The organism is Tepidiforma flava (assembly GCF_027594505.1).
Taxonomy (GTDB): domain Bacteria; phylum Chloroflexota; class Dehalococcoidia; order Tepidiformales; family Tepidiformaceae; genus Tepidiforma; species Tepidiforma flava.
Genome location: NZ_CP115149.1, coordinates 2,478,132 through 2,496,939, shown reverse-complemented (window position 1 = coordinate 2,496,939; position 18,808 = coordinate 2,478,132). Strand labels below are relative to the sequence as shown.

Sequence of the window (18,808 nt, the reverse complement as noted above, 5' to 3'; positions counted from 1 at the left end):
GTGGTACCCCCGGCAGGAATCGAACCTGCGCCTTCGGCTCCGGAGGCCGACACTCTATCCGCTGAGCTACGGGGGCCTGCCCCAAATGCTACCGCGTGGGCGCGCACTGCGCACATCGGCGGCAGACGGGATCAGGCGGCCGCGAACGCGATGAGCGCTGCAGCGAGGAGCACCGCCTGGAGGAGCGCGCCGCTCGCGAACAGCCACAGCCCGGCGGCCCGTTCGACGGCGTGGAGACCCGCGCCAATCGCCACATTCGCCGCAAAAACCCCGGCAGCGAGGTAGGCAATCTCCAGCAGCTCCGAGCGGTCGCCGATGCGCACGATGCCGCCGAGCGACGGAAACGACAGCTGCACCACCTCCGGCAAACCGGGGTACGCCGTGAAGACATAGCCGCAGACGAGCGCGCAGAGCGCGGCGCCCGCTCCGATGGCCCAGAGCGCCACCCGGTCCTGCCAGAGCGGCAGCGCCGCCGGGCCGACGCCCACCGAGCGCTGCTCGCCGCGGGTCTCGACCGGCGCGAGCGCCGCCCGCGCCTGGATCGCCTCGGCGAACCGCGCCTGGTCCTCCACCGTCAGACCGTACGCCTCCCCGTCGGTCACCACGTAGAGCAGCTCCTCGGGGCTCGTGTGCGTCGAGTAGAAGAGCGTGTAGCCGACCCGCTTCACGTCGCCGGCGCCGACGTGGCAGCCCCACCAGTTGATTCCGCCGACCTCAGGCGGGTCGAGCGTCCGGCCGGGCACCAGCCGCTGGATCGAGCCGATAGGGACCAGCACGCGCCGCCAGCCCCAGCGGATTTCGAGCACGTCGGGCCGGACGATGTAGGCCAGCGTGCCCACTGCGCCGGCCCAGGCAGCGAACACCGCCGCGAGCACCAGGGCCGCTGCTGCAACCGTCCACGCGAGGAACGTCTTGAACTCCGGCTCAGCGCCCCATGCGATCGACGCCGCGAGGAAGCCGACGACGGCAGCCCACGCCGCGAAGGCCCCGCCGATGATGACGCCCATCGCCCGGGGCGGCCGAAAGACGACGGGGGTCAGTTCGCCACGCGGACGCGTGCCGGCGTGCACCATGCGCGGTACTTCTCGTTCTTGCCCCGGATGCAGTCGTAGTACAGCTCGCTCAGTTTGCGGGTGATCGGCCCGGGGCGGCCGTCGCCGACCGGGCGCCGGTCGATTTCGACCACCGGCGTGAGGTGCGCGGCTGTGCCCGTCATGAACACCTCGTCGGCGACGTACAGCTCCGTCCGGTCGATTTCCCGCTCGACCAGTTCGATGCCGAGCTCGTTCCGCGCGAGCTCGACGACGCTCCGCGCGGTGATGCCCTCGAGCACGTTGTCCGCCGGCGTCGGCGTGATGAGCCGGCCGTTGCGCACGATGAAGATGTTCTCGCCGCTCCCTTCCGAGACATGGCCGTTCTCGTTCAGCATGATCGCCTCATCGAACCCGTTGGCGTTCGCTTCGGTCTTCGCGAGGGCGCTGTTGACGTAGATGCCCGTGACCTTCGCCCGCGGCGGGATGCCGGTGTCCTGCACCCGGCGCCACGTGCTCGTGTGGCAGCGCGCCACCTCGGGAAGGTAGGCCGGGAAGGGCGTCAGGAAGATGAGCGTATCGCTCTCGAGGTTGTGCAGCCGCACCCCAAGCTGCTCGCTCGAGAGGTACACCATCGGCCGCAGGTAGACGTCCTCCGTGTAGCCGCTGCGCTCGACCAGCTCGACGGCGATCTCGCACAGCCGGTCGACGCTGTCGTGCATCTGGAGCATCAGAATCTTGGCGCTCTGCTGCAGCCGCTCGAAGTGCTCCCGCATTCGGAAGAGATAGACGGTCTGGTCCTCTGCGTTCCAGTTGCCCCGGATGCCCTCGAATACCGCCGTCCCGTAGTTGAAGGCGTGCGTCATGACGCCGATCTTGGCCTCGCTCAGCGGCACGATCTTTCCCTGGAAGTAGGCATACGGTGTCGGCATGGGTCTCCTCGTCCCGGCGGCCCGGGGGTTTCCGCAAGTATACGCCGGCGGGCAGTTTGGGCGGACTACTCCAGCCCCCGGCTGAAGAACGTCGGCTCCCGGCATTCGGCGATGCCCGGCTCGAGCTGCGCCAGCCGCCGGCGCGGTCCGTCGGGCGGGAGCGGCGGGGCCGTCGTGACGACCGACGTCGGGTCCTTCAACGCGGCATCGAGGTACGCGACGAACTGGCGGTTGTATTCCGTGAGGTCCGGCGGCGGGTTGATGGCGCGCATCGTGTCCGCAAATTCCTCGATAGCCGCGGCGATCTCGTTCGCTGACGAGGCGCTCACCAGCGCATCCGAAACCCGGTCGATGCCGGCGCAGACGGCCCTCAGGTAGTCCTCATCGTTGCCGGTGCCGCGAGGAGGCGTTTCGCCGCGGCTGCAGCCCACCGCCACAAGGCCAAGGAGGACCAGGCAGGCGATACCGAGGCGACGGACTCCCATCATCGCACCGATGGTACACCCACCGCTGCTTCTGCGGGTGCGGACCGCTTGACCTACAGCAGCACGCGCCGGGGCGCAGCGCGCGGTTCGCGGCGCCAGTTGACGATGAGCGGCCGTTCGATGCCGTCGACGTCGACCCGCTCGATGCGGCAGCGGTCGCGGCGCGCCAGGACCCGCTCCGCCCGGGCTCTCCAGCCCGCCGCGCCTTCCGGGGCGGGGGGCAGCGCCGGGCTGCTCCCCACCGCCTCCCAGTGGATGAGCCCAAGCCGGAGCAGCCAGCCGAACACCAGCTCGGCCAGCCCGAGGTGGAAATCGCGGTCCCCGAAGGTTGCGAGCACCCGTTCGGCATTCGATTCCGACGCGGTCACCAGGGCGGTCGCGCCGAAGTGCGGCAGGGCGAGGTCGCTCGCCTCCCGGTAAACGGCGCCGAGTTCGGGCAGGCGCGCCAGCGTCTCGGCCGAGCGGAAGGGGTGAAGGTCGAACCGCGCCGCATGCTGGTCGTGCGCGTCGCCGATGCCGCCGCCATCGAGCCAGGCCGACCACTCTTCGAGCCCGGACCCCGCGAGCGCCGCCGCGGCGGCGGCGAAATCGGCCGCTGCGCGGGCGAGCACGATGGCCGAGGAGTAATCTCCCCATTCGAGCGCGTGGAGCGCCTGCAGCCGCGCCAGCCACCCCCGCGACCACGGACCGTAGACGGCCGCGACGGCCCGCGTCCGGAACTTCGCCCCCGCAGCAGCCGACGCCTGCTCGCCTTCGAGGTTCAGGCCGTCGACCACGAGGTCGGCCTCTTCGGCCAGGAGGAAGCCGGTTTGCCGGTACGCGTTCGTGCTCCCCGGCAGGTCGGCAGGCGGGCGGGGGGCCCGTGAAGCCCGGGCATCGATGCGCGGCGGCGAGATGCGGTGCCCGCTCATCCCGCCGGGTTCATCGCCGCCTGGTAGCGGGCAACCACCGGGTCATCGAGCCAGCCGCGCAGCTCCTCCGCGCGGCCTGGCAGCGCCCGGCACATGTCCACGACGTGCATCGGGTCGTGCTTGCACCACCCCGCGAGGTACACCCCGAGCGGGATGGTCGCCGGCGGGCGCTTGGCGTCGCCGGCGAACTTCAGCGGCCGCTCCAGGTCGGCCGGGGCAAGCGCCAGGAGGTCGCGCTTGAGCGCCGCGCGCTCTTTCCTCGCCTCTTCCAGCAGCTCCTCGACGGAGCAGCGCCGACGCTCCTGGACGCGAAGCTCGTTCCAGTCGTCGACGTCGAACCGGGCGCCGTCCGGCGTCCGGATCCCGCCATCCTCCCCGCGCCGGACCGCGCGGAACATCTCCGCGACCGGGCCGTCAATGGTGGCGAGATGCGCGATGAAATCACGGACGAGCCACGTCGACTGCGGCACCGGCCGCTCGAGCTCCTCGGCGCTCAACGACCGGCAGAACGCTTCGAACCGCTCCCGGTGGGCATCGAGTTCGCGGATGATGGCGTCGAGGTCAGGCATCGGACCACCCCCAGGCGTGCTGACCGAGACGTTACCCCGGGCCTTCGCCGTCGTCGACCGCCGCCGGGTGCGGCGGGTGAGCCGGCGGCTCGRGCGCGCGCTGCCAGCGGCGAACGACGGGGTCCTCCGCGGACTCCGGGAACGCGCTGAGCAGGTCGGCCCGGAGCACCGTGTAGATGGCTGCTGCGTTCCACAGCTCACCGAGGACCTCTTCCGAAGGGCGCCGCTCACCGAGACCGCAGGCCGCGCCGAAGACGCGCCGGAGCAGGGTCCGGAGTCCCGCCGCGATGTCCGGCGCTGCCGCCGGGTGCTCCTCCCCTGGCTGGCCGCCGCCCAGCAGCGCCTCGATGCGCCGGAGCGCGGCCTCCGCCTCCCCGAATATCTCCGCCGCTCGTCGTCCCGAGCCGGGAAGCTCCCGTTCGAGCGCTCCCGGCCCGGCGAGGTCCAGCATGTGGAGCGCCACCGCCTGCTCGTACATCAGGCGGTCCRGGGCTGCCCGGATGGCGACGTCCATGTCAGTGCCGGCCGCGGCGGCGATCGCTCCGCGGGCGCGGGCGGGGCTGGGGAGGCTGCTCGCGCGCCGGGGCCGGCCCGAGCTGGCGAATCGCGTTCCACCCGGCGTACTCCGCCCGCCGCCCGAGCTCCGCCTCGATTTCGAGCAGGCGGTTGTACTTCGCCGTCCGTTCGCTCCGCGCGGGTGCGCCGGTCTTGATCTGCCCGGACCCGGTCGCCACCGCCAGGTCAGCGATGAACGGGTCCTCGGTCTCGCCGGAGCGGTGGCTGATCACCGTCGTCCAGCCGGCGCGGTGCGCGGCCTCGACAGCTTCCAGGGTCTCCGTGAGCGTGCCGATCTGGTTCAGCTTGATGAGGACGCTGTTCGCAGACTTCTCGGCGATGCCGCGGCGAATCCGCGCGGGGTTCGTGACGAAAAGGTCGTCGCCGACCAGCTGGCAGCGCTCGCCAAGCCGGGCGTTCAGCAGCTTCCAGCCCTCCCAGTCGTCCTCCGCCAGCCCATCTTCGAGCGAGCGAATCGGGTACTTGTCGACCCAGGCCGCCCAGTGCGCCACCATCTCTTCCGAGGTCAGCGTCCGCCCCTCCTTCGCGAGCGTGTACGCGCCGTTCCCGAAGAGCTCGGTCGTTGCCGGGTCGAGCGCGAGCACGACGTCCTCGCCGGGCCGGTAGCCGGCGCGCTCGATGGCCTGCATCACGACCTCGACAGCGGCTTCATTGCCCCCGAGCGACGGCGCAAACCCGCCCTCATCGCCCACGGAAACGATATGGCCGGCATCGTGCAGCACGGCCTTGAGCGCGTGGTACACCTCGACACCCATCCGCAGGCCTTCCGCGAACGTTGGGGCGCCGACGGGCATCACCATGAACTCCTGGAAGTCGGTGCTGTCGGGGGCGTGCTTGCCGCCGTTCAGGATGTTGAACATCGGGACCGGCAGCACGCGCGCCGTCGGCCCGCCGAGGTAGCGGTAGAGCGGCACGCCCCACGATTCTGCGGCCGCCCGGGCCACCGCCAGCGACACGCCGAGGATGGCATTCGCCCCGAGCCGCGACTTGTTGGGTGTGCCGTCCAGCTCACACAGGACGCGGTCGATGAGCAGCTGGTCGCTGGCATCAGCGTCTGCCAGCGCATCGGCGATCGTCTCGTTCACGTTCCGCACGGCCTTGAGGACGCCCTTGCCGCCGTAGCGCGTCCCGCCGTCGCGCAGTTCCACCGCTTCGTAGGCCCCGGTCGATGCCCCGGAGGGAACCATCGCCGTGCCGACCGCGCCGTCATCCAGCGCGACGACGACCCTGACGGTCGGGTTGCCTCGCGAATCGAGGACTTCTGAGGCTTCGATGTGCTCGATCAGCATGTGTGCACTCCTCAGCCGCGCACTTCCGGCGCGTCGCTCAGCGGGATGAGCGCGTCGGGGCTCGGCAGGTAGTCGATGTAGAGGATGCCGTTGATGTGGTCGATTTCGTGCTCCAGCGCCTCGGTCATCAGGTCGTTCTCGGCTTTGATGCGCACGACCTTCCCGGTGTACGGGTCCGTCCCCTGCGCCACGACACGCACGGAGCGCGGGATCTGGCCGCGAAACCMYGGGACCGAGAGGCAGCCTTCGTCGCAGGTGCGCTGGCCGGACCGCTTCACGATTTCAGGATTGACCAGCGCGATCGGCTGGTACTTCTCGTCGTGCACATCGATGACGATGACCCGGAGCRGGACGCCGATCTGCGGCGCCGCCAGCCCGACGCCGGGGGCGTCGTACATCGTCTCCCACATGTCTTCGATGAGCTTGTGGATCGAGCGGTCGATCGTGCGAACGCGCCGCGCAGGTTCCCGGAGGACCGGGTCACCCGCGCGCCGGATGGGGATGATGGCCACCTGGACAGGCTCCGCGATGTGGTCGGCTGGCGCCGGCCGCCAGTGTACCGCGGCCTGCGGCTACGGGCGCATGCAGCCGGCCCTCTGGTAGACTGGCGCTGCCCGGCCCTCCGGCCGGGCATTCGTGCGTGAAGAACCGCCACTGGAGAAGCGACGTGTCCGATGCCCCTGCCCTCGACTTCATCTTTCACCCGCGCTCCATCGCCATCGCCGGTGTCTCGGCGAAGGAAGGCGCCGGGTTCGGCGGCGGCGGGTTCGTCGCCTCGCTGCAGGAGATCGGCTTCCGCGGTCCCATCTACCTCATCCACCCGACGGCGCCGGCCATCCGCGGGCTGAAGTGCTACCCCTCCCTGCGGGAGATCCCGGATGACGTCGATTATGTCATTTCGTCCGTGCCGGCCCGGCTCGTGCCGCAGCTGCTCGAAGACTGCATCGCGAAAAACGTCCGTGTCCTGCACCTGTTCACGGCCGGCTTCACCGAAACCGGCGACGCCGAGCGCGCGAAGATGGAGCAGGCGATCGTCGCCCGCGCGCGCGAAGCCGGCATCCGCATCATCGGCCCCAACTGCATGGGCCTCTACGTGCCGGCCTCCCGCCTCGCGATGATGCCGGGCCAGCCGCCCGAGCCCGGCCCGGTCGGCATGGTCTCGCAGTCCGGGATGAACGCCGGCGAGTTCGTTCGCTATGCCACGCCGCGCGGTGTTCGCTGCTCGAAGGTCATCAGCTTCGGCAACGGCGCCGACCTCAAGGCTGCCGACTTCCTCGAGTACCTGAAGGACGACCCGGAGACGGGCATCATCGTCGCCTACCTCGAGGGCATCCAGGATGGCCCCCGCCTCGCCCGCGTCATCCGCGAGACCGCGGCGCGGAAACCGCTCGTCATCCTCAAGAGCGGCCGCACCGAGGCTGGCTCCCGCGCCGCGAACTCGCACACGGCATCGCTCGCCGGCTCGCTGCAGGTCTTCGATGCCCTCTGCCGGCAGGCCGGCGCCATCCGCGTCGAATCGCTCGAAGAACTGACCGACATGGCGGTCACGTTCCAGTTCGTCAAGCGCCTCGCCGGGCCGAACATCGTCGTCGTGGGCGGCGGCGGCGGGGCGAGCGTCCTCGCTGCCGACGACCTCGCCGCCGCGGGCCTCGCGCTCCCGCCGCTCCTGCCGGAAACGCAGGAGGCGCTCGCGAAGGTCACGCACGAGGCCGGCACCAGCATCCGGAACCCCATCGACACCACCTCGATGTGGGAAGACGAGGGCTTCGAGGCCACGCTCAGGCCCGTCGCAGCGGCGCCGAACGTCGACGTCATCCTTTACCACACCAGCTTCGGGTCCGGTCCGATGGCGCGCGTCGGCGACGCCCGGAACCGCATGGTCCGGCAGGCCGAGACGCTCGGCCGCATCCAGGAGACCTCCGGCAAGCCGATCGTCGTGGCCATCCGCCCGGCCACCAATGTCGAAGGATTCCAGCAATCGCTGGATTTCCRGGAGCTTTGCTGGCGCGCCGGCATCGCGACGTATCCGTCGATCGCCCGCGCGGGCGTTGCGCTCGGCCACCTCCTCCGCTGGCAGCGGATGCGCGGCGACCTTCCCTCATCTCACTAAAGTCGATACACTTCATCGACAATATGCCTGAGCCGTCGTGGCTGCGGGACTTCCGGGCCTGTGCCTGGCGCACCGTCTCACTCGATGCGATCTCGATGGCTGCACTTGCCGCTGAGGTGGAGTCCGGCCATCCGAGCGATGCCATCGTGCGCAGCTGTCAGCGCCTCGAAGCGTACGGGTTCGGCCCGTGCAGCTGCGGCGCGCCGCTCCGGCTGGCCGGGCGCGAAGCGCTCGGACGGCTCGCTGCAGTCGCAGCCGGGCTGGAATCGGTCGTGCTCGGCGAAGCACAGATTGCCGGCCAGGTGCGCGCCGCGTTCACGGGTGCGCGGGGGCCGCTCCGGGCAGCCGCCGACCTCGCCCTCGCTGCCGCGCGCGATGGGCGCAAGTCGCTCCCGGCGCAGAGCCATGCCGGGCACCTCCTGGACCGCGCACTCTCGCTTGCGGGCGCCGCGAGGCGCGGCCGACTCCTGGTGCTCGGGACCGGCGCGCTCGGGCGGCTCATCGCCCGCCGCGCCGCCGAACTGGGCTTCGAGGTCACCCTCAGCGGCCGGCGGGACCCCGGAGAGGGCCTGCCGTTCGTCCCGCTCGCCGAAGCGCCCGGGGTCCGCGCCGACATCGTCGCAGGCTGTCTCGGCTCCGGCGCGGGGGCAATCGACGTCCGCGCGTTCGCCGCAGCTCGCCTGTTCATCGACCTCGGCACGCCGCGGAACTTCACGAGCGCGCCGGGAGCGGCCATCGTGACGCTCGCGGACATGCTGGACGACGAAGCCCGCCGTCCTCATGCGATGGCGCTCCGTGCCCGCCTGCGGGAGACCGTCGAAACCGCCCTGGAGCGGAGGCTGGCCTCCGCGACCGAAGACGCGAGCCATCCCATCGGCCGTTTCCGCCTGGCCGCGGAACACGCCCGGCAGCAGGCGCTGGCCCGGGCGCTCGCCCGGCACCCGGGCGCCGATGCCGCAGCGGTCGACCGCGCGCTCCGCTCGGCGGCGAACCGCCTGCTCCACCCGCTGACCGCCGGGCTGCGCCGGACCGGGAACCTCAGCCTTGCGGAGCGCCTGGCGGATGGTTTCGAGCGCCTTGCTGCGGAGGAGCCGGACCACCCGCAGCCGGCGCCGGCTGGCACCGCGGGCACCACGCCGTGAACCGGATGTCGATCCCCTGCCGCGCGCTCCGGAGCACCGTGCCGCAGCGCCGGCACGGCTGTCCCCCTCGCATGTAGGCGTACGTCGACGGGCGCCGCCCGAGGCCCCATTTGTTGGACTTCCCCGCGCTCGCCCGGAGCAGGTGCTGCGCCGTTTCGATGACCTCGAGCAAGGTCGAGTCGTCGAGGTCGCGCACGCGTGCCCAGGGGTACACGCCGCAGCGGAAGAGCGTCTCGTGCTTCCAGATGTTGCCGACACCCGCCATCACCCGCTGGTCCATGATGGCGTCGCCGATGGTCATCTCCGCACGCAGCGGGTCGCGCAGGCGCCGGAGCGCTTCGCCCGGGTCGAAATCGTCGGCGAGCAGGTCGGGCCCGAGTTCCGCGACCGGCGCATGGTGGGCCAGCGCCCGTGCTTCGAGGAGTTCGATAACCGGCGCGCTGAAATTGACCACGACGGCATCCGCCGTCTCGAGGACGAGCCGGGCTTCGGCCGCGGGGCGGGCCCACCGCTGCCCCGGCCGGTACACGTGCCACGTCCCGTACATCCGGAGGTGGCCGCGCAGGGCCAGCCCGTTGTCGAACGTGATGAGCAGGTTCTTCCCGCGCGACTCGACCCGTTCGCAGACCGTCCCGACGACACGCTCGACCTTCGGGACGGGACCCGGCCCGTGCGCGCGGGCCGCGAGGATGACCTTCCCCTGCAGGGCATCGCCGACCCGGCGGGCGAACCGGTAGAGCGCATCGCCCTCAGGCATCGCGGCGCGCCCCCGGGCGGTACACGAGGCCGCGGTAGCCCGCGGCGAAGCCCCGCGCCGTCAGCCGCGCGGCCAGCGGCGATGCGGAGGCCGGCCCCCCGTCGATGCGCTCGATGGTGAGCCCCCGGGGCGCGAGGGCGGGCGCCGCGGCCGCCAGCGCATCGAGGGCTGCTTCCATCGCACCGTCAGCATCGTCGGACGCCGCCACGAGGACGGCGAGCGATTTGCCCCAGCGCTCGAGGAACAGCACCGGGACCCCCTCGACGAGGATGACGAAACTGCCGGCCGCGCGCGCCGGTGCGCGCCGGGCCGCGCCTTCGCCGGTGCCCGGCCACGGCAGCACCTCGCCGTACGGCTGCGCAGGGTCGACGGCTGCGAGGAGAACACCGCGGGGGCGTTCGGCCGGGGAGCGCTCGGCGCGGAGCCGTTCGACAGCGCCGGCGAGCGCGAACTGGGCGCCGCCGAGCCCTTCGACGAAGTAGCCGCGCCGCGCCCGGCCCCGCTCCTCCATCTCGCCGAAGACCGGGTAGAGGGCCGAGAAGCCGCCGCGCAGCGCCTCCGCGTTCGCCGCCTCGCGCGTGACGACGCCCCGCCGTTCGAGCAGCGCCCCGGCCCACGCGTGCAGCGACCGCGTTCGTTCGGCGGCCGGCGGGAGGAGCGCCCAGCGCCCGCCCGACTCCGGCGGAAGGCGGTGCAGCCGTCCCCCCGGTGCCGGCCGGCGGTCTCCGCCGCGCCCGAGCCAGGCGCGGACCGGCGCGTAGGTGTCGTTCGTGACGAGGCCCGCCCAGGCGAGCTCCCACAGGGCATCGAGCACCTCCCGGACGGGCGAGCCGACCGCCGAGGCGATGTCCGCGAAGAACTGGGCGCCGCGCGCCTGCAGGAGGTCGAAGATGGCCCGCGCGGTGCCGTCGCCGGGCGGCGGTCCACCCGCCACGAATGCCTCCAGCCGCTCCCGCGCGGCGAGCACGATGCGCCCGTCGTCGTCCCGGATGCGCCCGGCTCCGAACCACGCGACCTCGCCGGCCGCGCACAGGGCATCCAGCATCGCGGGCGTGTACCCCTCGACCCGGGCAGGCAGGATGGCGCGCTCCAGCATCGAGGCGGGGAGCGGGTAGCCCTCCAGCCGGGCGATAGCGTCGCGGAGGCCGTCCAGCCCGACGTGCTTGCCCGGGATGCCGTGCCAGGCCGGGAGGAAGCGGGCGAACGCCGCCCCATCGACCGGCTCGACCTCGCGGCGGTGCCGCGCAATCGAGCGCCGCTTGACCAGGCGGAGCACCTCCGGGTGGCACCACTCTTCGCCGCTCCCGCCGGGGCGAAACTCGCCCCGGACCATCCGGCCCTCGGCTTCCAGCGCGGCGAGCGCGTCGGCCACGATGGCCGGCGGCAGCCGCCACCGCCCGGCGGGCTCGACCGTCGCGAACGGCGCGCGCGTGCGCGCATACCGAAGGAGCAGCGAGGCCAGCGCACCCGGCGCGGCCGGGGCGAACGCGCCGGGGACGCCCTGCGGAATAACCGCACCGACGGCATCGCGGTAGCGCACGGCATCCTCCGCAGGGATCCAGCGCTCTTCGCCGCCGATGCGGACGGGGCAGGCGCGGCCGCTCGCCGCCAGCTGCCGGAGCAGCGCGCTTGCCCGCCCCGGGTCGGCGATGCGGGCCGCAACCTCATCGACCGTGAGGTCGCCGAGCCGCCGGAGCAGGTCGTGCAGGCCGTCGGCATCGGCCGGCTTTCGGACCCCCGTGAGCCCTTGAAGCTCCAGTTCGACGGCCTCGACCGCCGCGGGGTCGAGCAGCTCCCGCAAGTCCGCTTCGCCCAGCAGATCGCGCAGGAGCGCCCGGTCGAGCGAAAGCGCCTGTGCCTTCCGCTCGGCGAGCGGGAGGTCGCCCTCGTACATGAAGGCGGCCACGTACTCGAGCGCGAGCGAGCGGGCGAACGGCGACGCATCGCGAACGGCCGCCTCGCGGACCTCCACGTCCCCGGTTTCGACCGCCCGCAGGAGCCGCCCGAGCGCCGGCAGGTCGAACACGTCCTGCAGGCACTCACGGTAGGTCTCGAGGACGATCGGAAAGGAACCGTACTTGCTCGCCACGGCCAGCAGGTCCGCGGCCCGCTGCCGCTGGAGCCAGAGCGGCGCCCGCGCGCCGGGACGCCGCCGGGGCAGCAGGAGGGCCCGGCCAGCGTTCTCGCGGAACCGGCCGGCGAACAGCGCCGTGCCGCCGAGCCGCTCGATGACGAGGTCTTCGACCTCGTCCGCGGGCGGGAAGAGAAGGTCCGACGGGGGCGGCTCCTCTGCCCCGCCAGCGCGGATGGCGATGCCGTCGTCACCCCAGATGACCTGCGCTTCCCCGAACCCGGCCGCCGCCAGGCGGGCCTCGATCGCCATCGCCCACGGGGCGTGGACGCGGCCGCCGTACGGCGAGAGGAGCACGATGCGCCAGTCGCCCAGTTCGTCGAGATACCGCTCCACCACGATCCGCCGGTCGGTGGGGAGCCAGCCCGTGGCCTCCCGCTCTTCCGCGAGGTAGGCAGCGAGGTTCCGCGCGGCCCGGCGGTCGAGGTCGGTCTCACGCTCCAGCCACGCCGCGGCCTCGTCCTCGCGGCGGCGCTCGAGGCCGCGCACCAGCGCGCCGACCGCCTCCCCGAGTTCCGCCGACCGGCCGACGCCGTCGCCCCGCCAGAACGGCATCTTCCCCGGCTGGCCCGGCGCCGGCGAGACGATGACGCGGTCGCGGGTGATGCGTTCGATGCGCCAGGTCGTCGCGCCGAGCAGGAAGGTCTCACCCGGCCGGCTTTCGTACACCATCTCCTCGTCCAGCTCGCCGACCCGCGGCCCGTCCTCGCCGAGGTACACGCCGTACAGGCCCCGGTCCGGGATCGTGCCCGCATTGATGATCGCGAGCGTCTTCGCGTCGCGGCGGGTGCTCACGGCACCCGTCTCCGGGTCCCAGGTCACCCGCGGCCGAAGCTCCGCAAACTCGTCCGAGGGGTAGCGGCCGGCGAGCATGCCCAGCACGCCCTCGAGCTGTTCGCGGCTCAAAGTCGCGAAGGGGTAGCTCCTCCGGGCCATCGACAGGAGCTCGTCGGCGGTCATCTCCTCGACCGCACAGGCTGCGACGATCTGCTGGGCGAGCACGTCGAGCGGGTTCCGCGGAACGCGCGTCGCCTCGATCGCGCCCTCGCGCATCCGGCGCGCCACGACCGCGCACTCGAGCAAGTCGGCGCGGTGCTTCGGCAGCAGCCGGCCCCGGCTCACGCCGTCGACCTGGTGGCCGGCCCGGCCGACCCGCTGGAGACCGCTCGCAACGCTCTTCGGCGACTCGACCTGCACCACGAGGTCGACCGCGCCCATATCGATGCCGAGCTCCATCGAGCTCGTGCAGACGATCCCCGGGAGCTGGCCAGCCTTCAGCTGCTCCTCGATGGCGAACCGCTGCTCCCGCGAGACCGAGCCGTGGTGGGCCCTGAGCAGCGTTTCGCCTGCGAGTTCGTTCACCCGCGCTGCGATGCGCTCGGCGAGCCGCCGGTTGTTCACGAACACCAGCGTCGACCGGTGCGCGCGGACCAGCTGGAGAATCTCCTGGTAGAAGGCGGGCCAAACGGAACTGCGCTGCTCGGGGCTGAGCTCACGCTCCGGGACCGGGCCCGCGTAGTCGGCTGGCCGGGTCATGTCCTCCAGCGGAACGATGACCTCGAGGTCGAGCGGGCGTTGCGAACCGGCATCGACCACCCGCACCGGCCGGTCGCCGCCGAGATAGCGCGCCACTTCATCCAGCGGCCGCTGGGTGGCCGAGAGGCCGATGCGCTGGAATTCCCGGCCGGTCAGCCGCTCCAGCCGCTCGAGCGAGAGCGCGAGATGCGCCCCGCGCTTGGTCGATGCCATCGTGTGGATTTCGTCGACGATGACGGTCTCCACCGTCGCGAGGGCCTCCCGGGCCTTCGACGTCAGCAGCAGGTAGAGCGACTCCGGCGTCGTGATGAGGATGTCGGGCGGGTTGCGCCGGAAATCTTCGCGGTCGCGCGCTGGGGTGTCCCCCGTCCGGACGCCGACCGTGATGTCAGGCTCGGGCAGCCCTTCGCGCAGCGCCGCAATCCGGAGCCCGGCGAGCGGCGCGCGCAGGTTGCGCTCGATGTCGTACGAGAGCGCCTTCAGCGGCGAAATATAGACCACGGCGACGCCCGGCCGCCGCGCCTTGCCGTTCCTGTCGTTCGGGAGCGGCGGCCGCTGGACCAGCCGGTCGAGGCACCAGAGGAAGGCTGCGAGCGTTTTCCCGGACCCCGTCGGAGCGAGCAGCAGCGTGTGCTGACCGGAGGCGATCGCCTCCCACCCCAGCGCCTGCGCCGGCGTCGGCGCGGGAAAGGCGCCGGTGAACCACGACCGAACCGGCGCGCTGAACGGTGCGAGCGGGTCTGCGGCCGGGGATGGCGCAGTCATCGCCGTCCATTGTGCCAGAGCGCCAGGGCTGCGAACAGATGTTCGTCAGTCGGACTTCTCCGCAGCGGTCCGCGCCCGGCCGCGCTGGCCGGCCTGCCGCCGCGCCGGGGGCGCCGCGTCGGTCAGGAACCCCAGCCGGTGCCGCCGCGCATCGTGCTCAGGATGGATTTCTACCCGGAAGATGGTCTGATAGGGAATGAACACCTGCGTCGGGTGCTCGTGGTCGGGGCTCGACGTCTGGAGCGCGACCCACTGGTCCGAGACGCCGCTGATGCCGTTCACGTAGTGGCGCACGCCATCGATCGTCGTCAGTTCGACGACCGGGACCTCGCAGTTCACCTGCGAGCAAAACGCGGCGATGGCCGGCGGCAGGACGTTTTCGAAGAAATTGCGGTCGAACGGCGCGCCGTTGTTCGTGACCGGCGCGGCCGGCACCGCGGCGACCCCGGGCGGCAGGTAGATGAGGCGGGAGGGCTGCGTCATCCCGGCAGCGTAGCCCCGGCCCCACCGGAGGGCAACGGGTGCTCTCCCCGGCCTGCGAACCGCACCCGCCGCCGCGGCGCCTGCCGTTCGCACGTGGGGCAGAGGTAGACGACGCTCAGGCCATGGCCGCATTCCCGGTCGACGAGCGCGAGGTCCGCCTCGGCGTACCGCTGACCCCAGTCCGCGAGCGCCCCGACGACCACCCCGAGGGCGTGGCCCTTCGGCGTCAGCCGGTATTCGTACCGTGCGGGCCGGTCCTGGTAGGCGCGCCGCTCGATGACGCCCGCGCCCTCCAGGGTCCGGAGCCGGGCGGAAAGCACCGCCGGGGGGATGCCCTCGACAGACTCGCGGAGTTCGTTGAAGCGCCGCCGGCCGCGCAGCAGGTCGCGCACGATGAGCAGCGTCCAGCGGTCGCCGACGAGTTCGAGCGTGGCGGCGACGGGACAGCGCACCTGCTGGGACACGGCTGGCCTCCGGGTATCGGTTGCGTTATGCTACGCGCGCGCAGGGGTAAGTTCAAGAACTGAAGTTACTCCGAAACCCCGCGCCGGGGCGACCTATGCTCACCACCACCCGCGCCACCCTCGACCGCGCCCTCGCCGGCTTCCTGCCCACCGACGAAGAGGCGCTCGCCCTCGCCGACGAAACCGACCTCGAACCGCTTCTCGCCGCCGCGTCGGAACTCCGCGACCGCGGCCACCGCAACGTCATCTCGTACTCCCGCAAGGTCTTCATCCCGCTCACCCAGCTCTGCCGCGACGTCTGCCACTACTGCACCTTTGCGAAACCGCCGAGACCCGGCCAGCGCGCCTACATGACGCCGGACGAGGTGCTCGAGATCGCCCGCGCCGGCGCGGCGGCAGGCTGCCGCGAAGCCCTCTTCACGCTCGGCGACAAGCCGGAGCTGCGCTACCGCACGGCCCGCCGCGAGCTGGACGAGATGGGCTACCCGACGACCATCGCCTACCTCGCCGCTATGGCCGAGCTGGTCTACCGCGAGACAGGCCTCTTCCCGCACGCCAACCCGGGCGTCATGACCGCAGAGGAAATCGCGCTGCTCCGGCGCGTCTCGGTGTCGCAGGGCATCATGCTCGAGAGCGCCGCCGAGCGGCTCTTCACCGAAAAAGGCGCTGTCCACTACGGCTCGCCCGACAAACGGCCGGCGGTCCGCCTGGCCACCATCGCCGAGGCCGGCCGCCAGCATGTGCCGTTCACATCCGGCATCCTCATCGGCATCGGCGAGACCCGCCGCGAACGGGTCGAATCGCTCCTCGCTCTCCGCCGGCTGCACGCCGAGTACGGCCACATCCAGGAGATCATCGTCCAGAATTTCCGCGCCAAGCCCGGCACGAAGATGGCCAACGCGCCCGAGCCGGACCTCGACGACCTTCTCTGGTCACTCGCCGTGGCCCGGGTCATCTTCGGGCCGGAGATGAACATCCAGGCGCCGCCGAACCTCAGCTACGATGAGTACCCGCGGCTCATCGCCGCGGGCCTCAACGACTGGGGCGGCGTTTCACCGGTCACGCCCGACCACGTCAACCCAGAGGCGCCGTGGCCGCACCTCGAACAGCTCCGCCAGCGCACCGCCGAATGCGGCAAGGTGCTCATCGAACGGCTCCCGGTCTACCCGGCGTATGCGGTCGACTCCGAGCGCTGGCAGGACCCGGCGCTGCGCACCGCCGTCATCCGCGCCATCGACGCCGAAGGCTTCGCCCGGATGGACGACTGGTCACCCGGCGACGCTGCCGCCGCGCCGCCCGCGGCCGACATCCCCCGGAAACTCGACCCGGCCCGCCGGGCCGATACCTCGACTGCCGAGGTCCGCGCCATCCTGGCCGCCCGTGAGGCCGGAGAGGACCTGACTGAAGCGCAAATCGAGCGCCTCTTCCAGGCGCGCGGGGACGATTACCACCTCGTTTGCGAAGCAGCCGACCGGCTGCGCGAAGCTGTCAACGGCGAGGTCGTCAGTTACGTCGTCAACCGGAACATCAACTACACGAACATCTGCTACTTCCGCTGCCAGTTCTGCGCCTTCGCCAAGGGCAAGCTGAGCGAAAGCCTCCGCGGCACCCCGTACGACCTCGACACCGGCGAAATCGTCCGCCGCGCCCGCGAAGCGTGGGAGCGCGGGGCGACCGAAGTCTGTATGCAGGGCGGCATCCACCCCGAGTACACGGGCGAGACCTACCTCCGCATCCTCCGGGCCGTGAAGCAGGCCGTGCCGGGCCTCCACATCCACGCCTTCTCGCCGCTCGAGGTGGCGCAGGGCGCCGAGACGCTCGGCATCACGGTCCGCGAATTCCTGCTCCGCCTGCGCGAAGCGGGCCTCGGTACGCTCCCGGGCACCGCCGCCGAGGTCCTCGACGACGACATCCGCGTCATCCTCTGCCCGGACAAGCTCTCCACCGACCAGTGGCTCCGGGTGGTCGAAGAAGCGCACCGGGTCGGCTTCCGGACGACCTCGACCATCATGTACGGGCACATCGACCGGCCGCGGAACTGGGCGCGCCACCTGGTGGCCCTGCGCGACCTCCAGAAGCGGACGGGCGGCATTACGGAGTTCGTCCCGCTCCCGTTCGTCCACATGGAGGCGCCCATCTATTTGAAGGGCCGCGCCCGGCGCGGGCCGACGTTCCGCGAGGCGGTGCTGATGCACGCCGTGGCGCGCCTCGCCCTCCACCCGTACGTCACGAACATCCAGGTTTCGTGGGTGAAGATGGGCCCCGAAGGCGTGCGGGCCTGCCTCGATGCGGGCGTCAACGACATGGGCGGCACGCTGATGAACGAGAGCATCTCGCGCGCCGCCGGCGCCGGCTTCGGCCAGGAACTCCCGCCGGAGGAGATGGAGCGGCTGATCCGTTCGATGGGCCGCACGCCCCGGCAGCGCACCACCACCTACGGCCCGGCGCCCGAAGAACGCGTCATCGCCTCGTTCGGGGCGCCGCCGCTCGCGCCCATCGTGCTCACGCCGGTTCGGAAGTACGAGCGGGCGCCGGAGCGGGCCGCCGCCGCGCCCTAATCCCGGGCCGCCGCCCCGCGATCGGCGCCGGTCAGCTCCGCCATCAGGCGGAGCGCCTCGGGCTGCCGCGACTGCACCAGGAGGGTCGTGACGCCGGCGTCCTCCCAATCGCGGAAGCGTTCGCGGATGCGCGCGACCGGCCCGACGAGCGACATCTCATCGGCCAGCTCATCCGGCACCGCCTCCTCGGCCTCGCGCTTCCGCCCGGCGAGGTACAGCTCCTGGATGCGCTTGGCCGCGTCGCCGTAGCCGTACTTGACGGCCATCTCGTTATGGAAATTCTTCTCGCGGGCGCCCATTCCGCCGATGTAGAGCGCGAGGAACGGTTTCTGCGCGGCGAGCAGCGCGCCCACGTCATCGCCGATCGCGACGGTGCAGCCGGCCGCGATGTCGAAATCTTTCCAGCTCTTCCCGTTGCCGGCGCGGCGGAAGCCCTCTTCGAGGTGCGGCCGGAACAGCGGCATGCGCTTCGGCGAGAACCAGATGGGCAGCCACCCGTCGGCGAGCTCGGCCGTCGTGCGGATGTTGACCGGCCCCATCGTCGCGAGGTACACGGGCAGCTGGCGACCGTGCAGGATGCTCTTCAGCGGCTTCCCGAGGCCCGTGGCGCCGGGCCCTCGGTACGGCAGCTGGTACTCCTCCCCATCGAAGACGACCGGCTCGTCCCGCGCCCAGATTTTCCGCAGGATTTGGACATATTCCCGCATCCGGACCGCCGGCCGCCCGTGCGGGACCCCGTGCCAGCCTTCGACTACCTGCGGGCCGCTCAGGCCGAGCCCGACCATCACCCGGCCGCCCGAGAGCTGGTCGAGGGTGGACATCGTCATCGCGGTCATCGCCGGCGTCCGGGCCGGGATTTGCATCACGGCGGTGCCGAGCCGGATGCGGCTCGTCAGCGCAGCCAGGTAGGCGAGCGGCGTCACCGCGTCCGACCCGTAGGCCTCAGCGGTCCAGACCGAGTCGTACCCCAGCGATTCGGCGTAGCGAATCAGGTCCAGCGGCAGCTCGATGCGCGCGCCGGAATAGCCGATGTTGAGACCGAGCTTCATGCGCGTATCACCTCTGAGCG

General features: G+C 71.8%; 16 protein-coding genes and 1 tRNA gene. 3 read left to right on the top strand and 14 right to left on the bottom strand.

Translation table 11 applies throughout. The annotated features are described in order from the left end of the window. Position 1: 1 nt before the first annotated feature. From O0235_RS13665 to def, 9 genes are all read right to left on the bottom strand, one after another. A tRNA-Arg gene (locus O0235_RS13665) sits at positions 2-76 on the bottom strand. Positions 77-131: 55 nt separating this feature from the next. Further along, positions 132-1,073, bottom strand: coding sequence for a PH domain-containing protein (locus O0235_RS13660; protein ID WP_270056324.1), 942 nt, complete (start codon positions 1,071-1,073; stop codon positions 132-134). Then, positions 1,037-1,963 carry a branched-chain amino acid transaminase gene (locus O0235_RS13655; RefSeq protein WP_270056323.1) on the bottom strand — a complete coding sequence of 309 codons (927 nt, stop codon included), beginning with the start codon at positions 1,961-1,963 and terminating at the stop codon, positions 1,037-1,039. The genes O0235_RS13660 and O0235_RS13655 overlap by 37 nt, the downstream gene beginning before the upstream one ends. A gap of 65 nt (positions 1,964-2,028) precedes the next feature. Next, positions 2,029-2,451, bottom strand: coding sequence for a hypothetical protein (locus O0235_RS13650; protein WP_270056322.1), 423 nt, complete (start codon positions 2,449-2,451; stop codon positions 2,029-2,031). Between the two features lie 50 nt (positions 2,452-2,501). Further along, a complete protein-coding gene (locus tag O0235_RS13645) occupies positions 2,502-3,359 on the bottom strand; it encodes a hypothetical protein (RefSeq protein WP_270056321.1) in 858 nt (285 codons plus the stop codon). Continuing rightward, complete coding sequence (locus O0235_RS13640; RefSeq protein WP_270056320.1) at positions 3,356-3,928, bottom strand: DinB family protein; 573 nt, start codon at positions 3,926-3,928, stop codon at positions 3,356-3,358. Before O0235_RS13640 ends, O0235_RS13645 begins: the two co-directional genes overlap by 4 nt. A gap of 31 nt (positions 3,929-3,959) precedes the next feature. After that, complete coding sequence (locus O0235_RS13635) at positions 3,960-4,442, bottom strand: hypothetical protein (protein ID WP_270056319.1); 483 nt, start codon at positions 4,440-4,442, stop codon at positions 3,960-3,962. A gap of 1 nt (position 4,443) precedes the next feature. Continuing rightward, positions 4,444-5,793 (bottom strand): phosphopyruvate hydratase, encoded by a 1,350-nt coding sequence (eno, locus tag O0235_RS13630; protein ID WP_373324329.1) that lies wholly within the window; start codon positions 5,791-5,793, stop codon positions 4,444-4,446. An 11-nt stretch (positions 5,794-5,804) separates the two neighbouring features. Next, positions 5,805-6,305 (bottom strand): peptide deformylase, encoded by a 501-nt coding sequence (gene def / locus O0235_RS13625; RefSeq protein WP_270056318.1) that lies wholly within the window; start codon positions 6,303-6,305, stop codon positions 5,805-5,807. Between the two features lie 155 nt (positions 6,306-6,460). On the opposite strand from def, the gene O0235_RS13620 reads away from it, so the two are divergent. Next, a complete protein-coding gene (locus O0235_RS13620; RefSeq protein ID WP_270056317.1) occupies positions 6,461-7,903 on the top strand; it encodes a CoA-binding protein in 1,443 nt (480 codons plus the stop codon). Between the two features lie 23 nt (positions 7,904-7,926). Continuing rightward, positions 7,927-9,045 (top strand): glutamyl-tRNA reductase, encoded by a 1,119-nt coding sequence (locus O0235_RS13615; protein WP_270056316.1) that lies wholly within the window; start codon positions 7,927-7,929, stop codon positions 9,043-9,045. On the opposite strand, the gene O0235_RS13610 is transcribed toward O0235_RS13615, so the two are convergent. The 4 genes from O0235_RS13610 to O0235_RS13595 are packed head-to-tail and all read right to left on the bottom strand — an operon-like array spanning position 8,942 to position 15,181. Next, positions 8,942-9,802: a DNA-formamidopyrimidine glycosylase family protein gene (locus O0235_RS13610; RefSeq protein WP_270056315.1), complete on the bottom strand. Its 861-nt coding sequence runs from the start codon at positions 9,800-9,802 to the stop codon at positions 8,942-8,944. The genes O0235_RS13615 and O0235_RS13610 overlap by 104 nt on opposite strands. Next, a complete protein-coding gene (locus O0235_RS13605; protein ID WP_270056314.1) occupies positions 9,795-14,234 on the bottom strand; it encodes an Lhr family helicase in 4,440 nt (1,479 codons plus the stop codon). Before O0235_RS13605 ends, O0235_RS13610 begins: the two co-directional genes overlap by 8 nt. A 45-nt stretch (positions 14,235-14,279) precedes the next feature. Further along, positions 14,280-14,717, bottom strand: a complete 438-nt coding sequence (locus O0235_RS13600) for a hypothetical protein (protein WP_270056313.1) — start codon at positions 14,715-14,717, stop codon at positions 14,280-14,282. Further along, positions 14,714-15,181 (bottom strand): winged helix-turn-helix transcriptional regulator, encoded by a 468-nt coding sequence (locus O0235_RS13595; protein ID WP_270056312.1) that lies wholly within the window; start codon positions 15,179-15,181, stop codon positions 14,714-14,716. Before O0235_RS13595 ends, O0235_RS13600 begins: the two co-directional genes overlap by 4 nt. 95 nt (positions 15,182-15,276) lie before the next feature. On the opposite strand from O0235_RS13595, the gene cofH reads away from it, so the two are divergent. Beyond that, complete coding sequence (gene cofH / locus O0235_RS13590; protein WP_270056311.1) at positions 15,277-17,739, top strand: 5-amino-6-(D-ribitylamino)uracil--L-tyrosine 4-hydroxyphenyl transferase CofH; 2,463 nt, start codon at positions 15,277-15,279, stop codon at positions 17,737-17,739. On the opposite strand, the gene O0235_RS13585 is transcribed toward cofH, so the two are convergent. Continuing rightward, positions 17,736-18,788 (bottom strand): LLM class F420-dependent oxidoreductase, encoded by a 1,053-nt coding sequence (locus O0235_RS13585; protein ID WP_270056310.1) that lies wholly within the window; start codon positions 18,786-18,788, stop codon positions 17,736-17,738. The two genes, cofH and O0235_RS13585, sit on opposite strands and share 4 nt — an antisense overlap. Positions 18,789-18,808: the final 20 nt, after the last annotated feature.

What these genes read in the sequence shown, in the direction of transcription:
- O0235_RS13605 (WP_270056314.1), bottom strand. Translation starts at nt 14,234, where the DNA reads ATGACTGCGCCATCCCCGGCCGCAGACCCGCTCGCACCGTTCAGCGCG.
- O0235_RS13640 (WP_270056320.1), bottom strand. Translation starts at nt 3,928, where the DNA reads ATGCCTGACCTCGACGCCATCATCCGCGAACTCGATGCCCACCGGGAG.
- O0235_RS13600 (WP_270056313.1), bottom strand. Translation starts at nt 14,717, where the DNA reads ATGACGCAGCCCTCCCGCCTCATCTACCTGCCGCCCGGGGTCGCCGCG.
- cofH (WP_270056311.1), top strand. Translation starts at nt 15,277, where the DNA reads ATGCTCACCACCACCCGCGCCACCCTCGACCGCGCCCTCGCCGGCTTC.
- O0235_RS13585 (WP_270056310.1), bottom strand. Translation starts at nt 18,788, where the DNA reads ATGAAGCTCGGTCTCAACATCGGCTATTCCGGCGCGCGCATCGAGCTG.
- O0235_RS13660 (WP_270056324.1), bottom strand. Translation starts at nt 1,073, where the DNA reads ATGGTGCACGCCGGCACGCGTCCGCGTGGCGAACTGACCCCCGTCGTC.
- O0235_RS13655 (WP_270056323.1), bottom strand. Translation starts at nt 1,963, where the DNA reads ATGCCGACACCGTATGCCTACTTCCAGGGAAAGATCGTGCCGCTGAGC.
- O0235_RS13650 (WP_270056322.1), bottom strand. Translation starts at nt 2,451, where the DNA reads ATGATGGGAGTCCGTCGCCTCGGTATCGCCTGCCTGGTCCTCCTTGGC.
- O0235_RS13610 (WP_270056315.1), bottom strand. Translation starts at nt 9,802, where the DNA reads ATGCCTGAGGGCGATGCGCTCTACCGGTTCGCCCGCCGGGTCGGCGAT.
- O0235_RS13645 (WP_270056321.1), bottom strand. Translation starts at nt 3,359, where the DNA reads ATGAGCGGGCACCGCATCTCGCCGCCGCGCATCGATGCCCGGGCTTCA.
- eno (WP_373324329.1), bottom strand. Translation starts at nt 5,793, where the DNA reads ATGCTGATCGAGCACATCGAAGCCTCAGAAGTCCTCGATTCGCGAGGC.
- O0235_RS13615 (WP_270056316.1), top strand. Translation starts at nt 7,927, where the DNA reads ATGCCTGAGCCGTCGTGGCTGCGGGACTTCCGGGCCTGTGCCTGGCGC.